The organism is Streptomyces sp. NPDC057654 (assembly GCF_042800135.1).
In the GTDB taxonomy this organism is placed as follows: Bacteria; Actinomycetota; Actinomycetes; order Streptomycetales; family Streptomycetaceae; genus Streptomyces.
This window is the reverse complement of the sequence record NZ_JBHVHQ010000265.1, coordinates 1-9826: the sequence shown is the minus strand read 5'-3', so window position 1 is coordinate 9826 and position 9826 is coordinate 1. Positions and strand designations below refer to the sequence as shown.

Genomic DNA, 9826 nt, shown 5'->3' with positions numbered 1-9826 from the left:
GACCGCGGATGGTCGCGCGCGCGGACTTCCTGACCGGGCTCGGGCTGCGGCCGGCGGAGCACCCCGCCGGGATCGGCGTGTACGTGCCGACGGAGGCGGGCGGCCGTACCGAGGTGCCGGGGGTGTGGGCCGCGGGCAACGTCATCGACCCGTCCGCCCAGGTCGGCACGGCCGCGGCGGCGGGGGCGGGCGCTGCCGTGCAGATCAACGCGGAGCTGGTCGCGGAGGACACCGGGCGGGCGGTCGCCGCGTACCGGGCGGCGCACCAGTCGACGTCCGAGGACCGCTGAGGGCCCGTAGATGACGGACGCGACGGGCATGACGGGCATGACGAACGCGGCGAACGCGCCGAATGCCCGCCCCGCCCGTATTGTCGCGATCGTGTACGAGCACACGCACGCGTTGAACGCGCGCGGAAGCAGTTCCGAAGGTCCAGATCCAGGTCCAGGTCCGCAGGAGGCAAGCACATGGCCACCCCCGTGAACGTCGCCGTCATCTACTACTCCGCCACCGGCACCGTCACCGCCCTCGCCCGGCAGATCGCCCAGGCCGCCGAGGGGGCGGGCGCCCAGGTCAGGCTGCGCCGGGCGGCGGAGCTGGCCCCGCAGGCCGCCATCGACTCCAACCCGGCGTGGGGCGAGAACATCGCCGCCACCGCCGACATCCCCGAGGTCGTCCCGGACGACATGCTCTGGGCGGATGCCGTGATCTTCGGCTCGCCCACCCGCTACGGCAATATCGCCTCGCAGCTCAAGCAGTTCATCGACACGCTCGGCGGGCTCTGGCAGCAGGGCAAGCTGGCCGACAAGGTCTACAGCGGCTTCACCGCCAGCGCCACGAAGCACGGCGGCCAGGAGTCGACGCTGCTCGCGCTCTACAACACGGTCCACCACTTCGGCGGCATCCTCGTGGCCCCCGGTTACACGGACCCGGCGAAGTTCGCGGACGGCAATCCGTACGGCACGTCGCATGTCGGCGGCCCGGACACGCCGGTGGACGACGACGCCCGTACGGCGGCCCGTATCCAGGCGGAACGGGTGGTGAAGTTCACCCGCGCCATCAAGGACGGACTGGCCGGGTCTGCCGGGCGCGGTTGACGGGTAGCCGGAGCGAATGGCACTTCACCAGGGAACAGAAGGCAAGGACGGATACTCGGTCAACCCCTTCTACGGGGAGGCCGACCCGGTGGGCGGGATGGCGGCGAGGCCGCCGCGGCACCGGCTGCCGGACGGCCCGATGTCGCCGTCCGCCGCGTACCAGTTCGTCCGCGACGAGCTGATGCTCGACGGCAATTCCCGGCTGAATCTGGCGACGTTCGTCACCACGTGGATGGAGACGCAGGCGGGCGTGCTGATGGCCGAGTGCCGCGACAAGAACATGATCGACAAGGACGAGTACCCGCGCACCGCCGAGCTGGAGCAGCGGTGCGTGACGATCCTCGCCGATCTGTGGAACGCGCCCGACCCGCTGTCGGCCGTGGGCTGTTCGACGACCGGATCCAGCGAGGCGTGCATGCTGGCGGGGATGGCGTTCAAGCGCCGCTGGGCGCGGCGGAACGCCGACCGTTACCCGTCGACGGCCCGTCCCAATCTGGTGATGGGCGCGAACGTCCAGGTCTGCTGGGAGAAGTTCTGCAACTTCTGGGAGGTCGAGGCGCGCCAAGTGCCGATGGAGGGCGACCGCTACCACCTCGACCCGGCCGCCGCGGCCGAGCTCTGCGACGAGAACACCATCGGGGTCGTCACCGTCCTCGGCTCCACCTTCGACGGCTCGTACGAACCGGTGGCCGACGTGTGCGCGGCGCTGGACGATTTGCAGGAGCGTACGGGCCTCGACGTACCGGTCCATGTGGACGGCGCGTCCGGCGCGATGGTCGCGCCCTTCCTCGACGAGGACCTGGTCTGGGACTTCCGGCTGGAGCGCGTCGCCTCCATCAACACGTCCGGGCACAAGTACGGGCTGGTGTACCCGGGGGTGGGCTGGGCGCTGTGGCGGGACAAGGAGGCGCTCCCGGAGGAACTGGTCTTCCGCGTCAATTACCTGGGCGGCGACATGCCGACCTTCGCCCTGAACTTCTCCCGCCCCGGAGCGCAGGTGGCGGCCCAGTACTACACGTTTCTGAGGCTGGGCCGGAACGGCTTCCGCGCGGTGCAACAAATGGCACGCGACGTAGCGAAAGATCTGGCCCGACAGATCGAAGAACTGGGGGACTTCCGCCTCCTGACCCAAGGCGACGAACTCCCGGTCTTCGCCTTCACGACGACCGACGCCGTCAAGAACTACGACGTCTTCGACGTCTCCCGCCGCCTCCGCGAACGCGGCTGGCTCGTCCCCGCCTACACCTTCCCGCCCAACCGCGAGGACCTCTCCGTCCTCCGCATCGTCTGCCGCAACGGCTTCACCCACGACCTCGCCGACCTCTTCATCCAGGACCTCACCCAACTCCTCCCCGAACTCCGCCGCCAGCCAGGCCCGTTGGGCCGGCCGGAGGGGGTGGCTACGGCGTTCCACCACTGAGCGGGTTGCAGGTGCTTCGCACGGAGCAGGACGGAGTCCGTGACCGCGGATCGGTCAGCGTGTCGCGCCCTCCGGCCACAGGACACGCACCGGTACCCCGTTCCGCTCGGCGTAGGCCACGACGTCCGCCGTCCCTCCGTACCCCCGCGCGGGTTTTCCGTCCCATACGGCCACCACCAGGTCAGCCAAACCGACGAGGATTTCGCTTCCCTCCATGTGCGCCTGCGAGTCGGAGTCGGTCCGGCCCGTGCGGTGGATTTCGACGGCATCGCGTACGAGTCGGTCGTAAATCGGCCAATGAGCTTCGGGCAGGCCCTCGCGATAACGCTCGGCGGGCACGACCACCTCAAGGCGTCCGCCGTGAGCCAGGACGGCCTCCGCGAACCAGGCGTCGGGGCCGTCGGCAATGCAGGAAACGCCGACCAGGTCCGCAGCCGGGTACTGGGCGACCGCATCCCCGAGGGCTTTCCGGACCTGGCCCTCAACCTCCTGGCTCAGCCCACGGTGACCGGTGATTCCTACCCGCATAGAACAGACCGTCCTCAGATATGGACGCCGTGAAGGCGCTCGTCGAAATCACGCACAACCTTGGGCGGCGACGCGAAGGTCACAGGGCGACGCATCGCGCGGGCGCGCTCCACCACCCGGCCGGATTTGTACTGAAGCCCTGTGCCGACAGCCCGCGAAGCGAGGGCGAAGGCCGCCTCTGTCCTTCTGGCCGCGAGATGGCCGGCGGCCAGGTCCAGCATGGCGAGGGCACGCAGTTTGGCATTCCCATTGGCCGGGGCTTCCGTGCCGGCCGCGAACACCCACTGGGGCAGGCCGAGCCTGGCCCCACATGTCGTACGGCAAGCCGCGACTTTCGCGACGTCAAAAGGAAACATCCATGGCCACGGCGGCGGCTCTTCGGTGCTCAGCCTTTCCACCAGCCCCCGGCTGCGGACGAGCGAATGGTCCGTTCCACGCTCATTCCCATTCGCCGCGTGCGCGAGAGCCTCGACCGAGGCAAGCCAGGCATCAGCTACGGCAGGGGTGGTGTCCGCAAGGTAACGCCGCGCGTTCCGCACAAGATTGAGCGCTTCGAAGCCATTGCCGACATGGGCTTCGAACTGAGCTTGGCTGCCTGTCTGGTAGGCCGCCAAGAGCGGGTCGCCGAAGGCGCGGGCGGCCCGAGTCGCCGAACCGTACCAACGCCGTGCGGAACCGTGGTCCCCCATGTCCCACGCCAGCCACCCCGCGAAACTCGCGGCCTCACTCGCGACCGCCGCGAGCCGAACACGCGCGTCCTGACGCGCGGCATCCCTGCTGATGTTCTGGATCAGTCGAATATGGGACTCGACGGCGTCGGCCAGATCCCGTGAAGGTGTGGAGCCGTCCAGCCTGCGATATGTCGCCGTATTGAGCCGTAGAGCCGCTGCTTGGCTTGCGGCCCCGTCGGGCTCCGGCAGAACGCCGAGCAGCGGCGATGCCGCTGCGGCAGCGACGTTTCCCAGAAATCCGCGTCGTTCCAATGGATCTTTTCCACCTCGTAGCGCGTGTTTGTCGGCGAGGCCGACGACTTGGGGCGGGATCTCCAGGGACGCGGCAACGGCCGACAGGATGTCAGTTCCGTACGAGCCGGGTCCGCGTCTTTCCAACCTGGAGATCGCCGACTGGGACAGGCCGCATGCCTCGCCCAACTGCCTTTGTGTCATACGAGCTTGCTTCCGAACCAGCTCGATGACCTTGCCGTAGTCGCCGGCACTGCTGACGTCTCTGATGACCGATGACTGCCAGTTCAACGGCGTCCCTCCCACGGTACGAGCCTGACCCGACGATGCCACGACTCCGTACCCGCTGTGCGCATATCCCTATGCGACTGCCGCATCTGCGACACCCCCGGGCCGAACGTCGAGCGTTCACTGTCCGTCAGCCGCCGAGGGGGCCGCATTCACATGAGACTCCTTGTCCGGCGGCATGGAGGAGAGACCGCCCCCGGAGGGATGAACATGACCATGTCCGCGATCAGGCCGTGTCTGATGTCCAAGCAAACCGATCTGTAGCAGCTTTCACCCCTACGGAGACGATCGCCTGCACGCCGTACTGGCCTCCCAGCTCATCCGGGAATTGCACAAGGTCACCTTCGTCGACCTGGCCTGATCCCTTCGACCGGCGAGCGGCTACGGCTTTCCACCACTGAGCCTGTTGCGGGGTTCTTCACTCGCGGGAGTGACGCCACGACCGTACGCAGGACGCAAGTTCGTCGGCACGCGCAAAATCCGGCTCATGGAAGCAGCGATGTGCACAGCGGCCGGGCCTGAGCGGCAGAAGTGGGCCACTTCAGGGAACTGGATGTGCCCGCCCGTGGACGGTTGGGCGTTCGAGCAGGTGAAGGAGCTGGCCCTGCCGTGCGGTTGGGATCTCGTGGACGGGATCGTCAGAACGCACGGGATGGCCGTTCAGTGGCATGACACGGTGCGCGACGGGCTGTTTCTCGCCCTGCGCGAAGCTCAGCACGGACCGTACGCAACCGGTATCGGGCGCTGTGTCATGTGGGACGCGAGGACTGTGATGAGGCCCGACGTCGTGGTGTTCGACAAGGACGGTCTGGACCTTCGCACACTGGAGTGCGTACCTGTCGAAAGGGTGGCCCTGGCCGTGGAGGTGGTCTCTCCCAGGTCCCGAAGGTCGGATCGCTATCTCAAGCCCGGCATGTTCGCCGAGGCCGGAGCGCCGTACTTCTGGCGCGTCGAGCGCGATGAGGACGGCCTGCCCGTGGTGCACGAGTTCTGGCTGCACCACGAGGCAGGCGTCTACGCCCCCGGCCCCGGCCGTTCCCCGCACCGCGGCGAGCTCAAGACGAACGCCCCCTTCACCGTAGAGCTCGACCTGCGGAGTCTGGTCGAGCTCTGACCGGCGAGCGGCGGAGTCAGCGCGACAGCCCCCGATACCTGCGTACCGCCAGCGGCGCGAAGAGCGCGATCAGGACCACTGGCCAGGCGACGGCCAGGAGTTGGGCGTGGGTGGCGGCCCAGGAGTCGCCGCCCCAGCCGGGGTTGCCGAAGAGTTCCCGGGTGGCGGTGGCGGTGGCGGACATGGGGTTCCATTCGGCTATGAAGCCGAGCCAGGACGGCATGGATTCGGCGGAGGTGAAGACGTTGGAGAGGAAGCCGACGGGCCAGATGAGGATCTGGACGGCCTGTACGAGTTCCGGGCGGCCGGCGAGCATGCCGAGGTAGATGCCGATCCAGAGCATCGCGAACCTCAGGAGAAGCAACAGCCCCACGGCGTACAGCGCCTCGGCGAAGCCGTTGTGCCAGCGCCAGCCCATCAGCAGGCCGACGCCGATCATCGCGAAGAGGCTCGCCGCCGATTCCAGCATGTCGTCCGCGCTGCGGCCGACGAGCACCGCCGAAGGGGCCATCGGCATGGCACGGAAGCGGTCGATGACACCCCGGTTCAGGTCCTGGGTGAGGGCGACCATGGTGGATTCGAGGCCGAAGGCCATGGTGAGGGCGAACATGCCGGGGATGAGGAACTCCCGGTAGTCGCCGCCGCCCGCGACGCTCATGCCGCCGCCGAGGAAGTAGGCGAAGACCAGCAGCATCAGCACCGGGAAGGCGAGCCCGACGAGCATCTGCACGGGCCGCCGGGCGCGGTGCGCCAGGCCGCGGCGGGTCATGGTCCAGGAGTCGGTGAGCACCCAGTTCGTCATACGGCGATCCCCTCCTCGGCACGGGCGGCGTCCGCGCCGCCCGTCAGGCGCAGGAACACCTCGTCCAGCGTCGGCCTGCGCACCGCGATGTCCTCCACCTCGACGCCGGCCGCGCCGAGCGCCCGCAGCGTCTCCGTCAGCGCCGCGACCCGGTCGGCTACGGGCGCGCTGATGCGGCGGCCGTCCGCGTCGGTCGCCGCCTCGGCTCGTACGGCCACCGTCACCATCGCGGCCGCAGCGTCCAGTTGGTCGGCGCGGCGTACGACCACATCGATGCGGTCGCTCCCGATCCGCGCCTTGAGTTCGTCCGGCGTCCCCTCCGCGGCCACGCGGCCCGCGTCGAGCAGGGAGATCCGCTCGGCGAGCTGGTCCGCCTCCTCCAGGTACTGGGTGGTCAGCAGTACGGTCGTACCGCCGCCGACCAGCGAACGCACGGCGTTCCACACCTCCGTGCGGCCGCGCGGGTCGAGCCCCGTGGTCGGCTCGTCCAGGAAGAGCACCTCCGGGGCGAGGACCAGGCTGGCCGCGAGATCGAGGCGGCGGCGCATGCCGCCGCTGTACTGCCCCACGGCCTTGCGCCCGGCGTCCCCGAGGTCGAAGCGCTCCAGCAGTTCCGTCGCGCGGGCGGCGGCGCGCCGCGCACCCAGGTGGTACAGGCGGCCGAACATCTCCAGGTTCTGCCGGCCGCTCAACTCCTCGTCCACGGCGGCGTGCTGGCCGAGCAGCCCGATCCGGTGGCGTACGGCGCGGGCGTCGCGCCGCACGTCGAACCCGGCCACCTCGGCCCGCCCGCCGTCCTGCCGCAGCAGGGTGGCGAGAATCCGTACGACCGTGGTCTTGCCCGCCCCGTTGGGGCCGAGCAGTCCGTGCACGGTGCCGCGCGGAACGGTCAGGTCGACGCCGTCCAGCGCGGGCTTGGTTCCATAGGTCTTGCGCAGTCCTTCGACGACGATCACGTGATCGGTGCCGGTCAATGAACTCTCCTCCGGAAAGTAATCAAGTTTGACTACTGGCTGGCGAAGATAGCCCTTCAGGTCCGGCTAGTCAAACTTGATTACGCTGCTGTAGCAGTCGCTCGACCTACTCCGGGGACGAACCGGAACCCGGACCGGAGCCCTCCGCCTCCCGGACCCCCGCCCACTGGTCGCCCTCCCCCGCCATCACATACGCCCCGGCCTCCAGCCGCTCGATCAGCCCGCGCGTCCACCGCGTCCCGCTGTCGGCGGTGTGCAGCCACATCCCCATGATCTCGCCGATATGGCCCCAGTCCTCGTCACCGGCCGGGGTCCAGTGCCGGGCCACCTCGGTGTGCCACCCCTCCATCGCCGCGACCCGCTCCTTGAGCAGCGCGATGGCCTCCGCGCGCGGCAGGTCCACGATGAAGCCGATGCCGGCGCTCAACACGTCCACCTTGGCGTCATGCGCGGTCAGCGCCTCGCGCAGCAGCGTGAAGTACTCGGCCTCGCCCGCCTCCGTCACCTCGTACTCGGTGCGCGGCGGGCCGCCGACCGTACTCGGGGCGATGTCGTGCGCGAGCAGCAGTCCCTGCTTCGCCATCTGTTTGAGCGCGTGGTAGATCGAGCCCGGCTTGGCGTTGGACCACTCGTGGGCGCCCCAGCTCTCAAGGTCGTTGCGGACCTGGTAGCCGTGCGCCCGGCCGTGCATACGGACGGCGCCCAGGACCAACAGCCGGATAGCGGACATCGACTCCTCATTCAACCTGTCGCAGGCCGCCCTGCGCCCGCGACCAGGTTAGACGGAGCCGATGCTCACCATGGATCAGGACCGGGCGTCACCCGGCCGCGCCCTCGCCGCCGCCCGCGCCCCGCGCCTCCAGGTCCACCAGCTCGAAGGCCGTCTTCCCGTCGAGCGACTCGCGGACGATGTCCGCGTGGCCCGCGTGCCGGGCGGTCTCCTCGATCAGGTGGAGCAGCAGCCAGCGCGCCGAGTGCCGGGCGTTCGGCGGGAACCAGGGGGCGGCGGGGAGCGGGAAGGTCGCGTCGAGGCTGGGCAGGGAACGTACGTACGCCTCGGTCCCGGCGGCGACCTCGTCCCAGAACGCCAGCATGCTCTCGACGCTCTCCGCGCCCTCCAGTTGGAAGCTCAGGTGCCAGGTGGACTCGTCGCGCTTGATCGAGTTCTCCACCTCCCTGGCGTTCTCCACCCAGGTCAGCTCGGTCTGTGCGACATGCTTGAGCAGCCCGGACAGGGACAGCTCGCCGGCGGTCGGCCGCTGGGCCGCCTGCTCGTCGCTCAGGCCGATGAGTGCCCGGCGGACCCCGCCGCGCTGGGCCTCCAGGAAGGCGAGCAGGGTGCCGAGCTCGTCGCTGAAGTCGTTCTCGATCACGTGGGTGGGCATGGGGTCCGCCTTTCATCGGCTCTCTTGCGATGGCCTCACCGTAGGACCCCATGCGGCCAGATCCTGACCTGATTCGCCGGAATTCGACGCTTGGCGACGGCGAAGCGGCGTCAGAACGGGAAGCGGCTCCGCCCGTGCTGGATCGAGATCCACTTGGTGGTGGTGAAGGCGTCCACCATCGAATCGCCGTTCAGCCGCCCGACCCCGGAGTGCTTCTCACCGCCGAACGGGACGATCGCCTCGTCGTGCACCGTGCCGTCGTTCACGTGGATCATGCCGGTGTCGATGCGCTTGGCGACCCGTACGCCCCGCTCGACGTCGCCCGTGTGAACGGCGCCGCTGAGCCCGTACCGGGTGGCGTTGGCGATGCGTACGGCCTCGTCCTCGCCGTCGAACGGGATGAGCAGCGCGACCGGCCCGAAGATCTCCTGGCCCAGTACGGGCGACCCCTCGGGCAGCCCGGTCAGCACGGACGGCCCTACGAGCGTGCCCTCCGCCGAGCCGCGCACCAGCGCCGTCGCGCCGTCGGCGACGGTCTGCTCCACGAGCGAGGTGACCGCCTCGGCCTGCCCGGCGTTGATCAGCGGGCCGATGTGGGTCGCCGGGTCGCCCGGGTCGCCGACCTTGAGCGTCTTGACCTTGGCGACGAACTTCTCGGTGAACTCCGCCTCCACCCGGCGGTCCACCAGCACCCGGTTGGCCGCCATGCAGACCTGCCCCTGGTGGATGAAGCGGCTGAAAACAGCGGCGTCCACGGCGTAGTCGATGTCCGCGTCGTCGAGGACGATCAGGGCGCTGTTGCCGCCGAGTTCGAGGATGGTGCGCTTGAAATTCGCGGCCGCGACGGTCGCGACATGGCGGCCGACCTTGTCGGAGCCGGTGAAGGAGATGACCTTCGGCACCGGGTGCTCGATGAGCGCGTCGCCGATCTCGGCGATGTCCGTGACGACGACGTTGAGCACGCCGCCCGGCAGCCCGGCCTCCTCGAAGACCTTGGCGACCAGCCCGCCGCCGCACACCGGGGTGTTCTGGTGCGGCTTGAGGACGACGGCGTTGCCGAGGGCCAGCGCCGGGGCCACCGACTTCACGGAGAGCAGGAAGGGGAAGTTGAACGGGCTGATGACGCCGACGACGCCGACCGGCAGCCGGTAGAGGCGGTTCTCCTTGCCGTCGTCCGGGGACGGCAGAATGCGCCCCTCCGCCTGGAGCGCCAGGTGAATGGCCTCCCGCAGGAACTCCCGCACCAGGTGCAGTTC

General features: G+C 69.3%; 10 protein-coding genes and 1 pseudogene. 4 read left to right on the top strand and 7 right to left on the bottom strand.

The genetic code is table 11. The features are described 5' to 3' along the window. The 3 genes and pseudogenes from ACFU99_RS20540 to ACFU99_RS20530 all read left to right on the top strand — a co-directional run. Nucleotides 1-290 (top strand): annotated as a pseudogene (locus ACFU99_RS20540) (thioredoxin reductase); the annotation flags it as partial. A 177-nt stretch (nucleotides 291-467) separates the two neighbouring features. Continuing rightward, entirely contained in the window at nucleotides 468-1097 is a 630-nt protein-coding gene (gene wrbA / locus ACFU99_RS20535) for an NAD(P)H:quinone oxidoreductase (RefSeq protein ID WP_384394009.1), read from the top strand. Nucleotides 1098-1113: 16 nt separating this feature from the next. Then, on the top strand, nucleotides 1114-2517 hold the full coding sequence (locus ACFU99_RS20530; RefSeq protein WP_384394006.1) for a glutamate decarboxylase: 1404 nt from the start codon (nucleotides 1114-1116) through the stop codon (nucleotides 2515-2517). A gap of 54 nt (nucleotides 2518-2571) precedes the next feature. Here ACFU99_RS20530 and ACFU99_RS20525 read toward each other — a convergent pair whose 3' ends face one another. Continuing rightward, nucleotides 2572-3045 carry a hypothetical protein gene (locus ACFU99_RS20525; RefSeq protein WP_384394003.1) on the bottom strand — a complete coding sequence of 158 codons (474 nt, stop codon included), beginning with the start codon at nucleotides 3043-3045 and terminating at the stop codon, nucleotides 2572-2574. A gap of 14 nt (nucleotides 3046-3059) precedes the next feature. Then, a complete protein-coding gene (locus ACFU99_RS20520; protein WP_384394001.1) occupies nucleotides 3060-4298 on the bottom strand; it encodes a helix-turn-helix domain-containing protein in 1239 nt (412 codons plus the stop codon). Between the two features lie 484 nt (nucleotides 4299-4782). Between ACFU99_RS20520 and ACFU99_RS20515 the strand changes: the two genes are divergently transcribed. Next, entirely contained in the window at nucleotides 4783-5409 is a 627-nt protein-coding gene (locus ACFU99_RS20515) for a Uma2 family endonuclease (RefSeq protein WP_384393998.1), read from the top strand. A gap of 16 nt (nucleotides 5410-5425) precedes the next feature. Here the strand turns inward: ACFU99_RS20515 and ACFU99_RS20510 are convergent, their stop codons facing one another. From ACFU99_RS20510 to ACFU99_RS20490, 5 genes are all read right to left on the bottom strand, one after another. Continuing rightward, a complete protein-coding gene (locus ACFU99_RS20510; RefSeq protein ID WP_384393995.1) occupies nucleotides 5426-6211 on the bottom strand; it encodes an ABC transporter permease in 786 nt (261 codons plus the stop codon). Further along, entirely contained in the window at nucleotides 6208-7185 is a 978-nt protein-coding gene (locus ACFU99_RS20505; RefSeq protein WP_384393992.1) for an ATP-binding cassette domain-containing protein, read from the bottom strand. Before ACFU99_RS20505 ends, ACFU99_RS20510 begins: the two co-directional genes overlap by 4 nt. 106 nt (nucleotides 7186-7291) lie before the next feature. After that, nucleotides 7292-7915, bottom strand: a complete 624-nt coding sequence (locus tag ACFU99_RS20500; RefSeq protein WP_384393989.1) for a PadR family transcriptional regulator — start codon at nucleotides 7913-7915, stop codon at nucleotides 7292-7294. Nucleotides 7916-8003: 88 nt separating this feature from the next. Beyond that, complete coding sequence (locus tag ACFU99_RS20495; RefSeq protein ID WP_384393986.1) at nucleotides 8004-8570, bottom strand: DinB family protein; 567 nt, start codon at nucleotides 8568-8570, stop codon at nucleotides 8004-8006. Between the two features lie 110 nt (nucleotides 8571-8680). Further along, nucleotides 8681-9826: aldehyde dehydrogenase family protein (locus tag ACFU99_RS20490; RefSeq protein ID WP_384393984.1), on the bottom strand; the 1146-nt coding region annotated here is incomplete at its 5' end.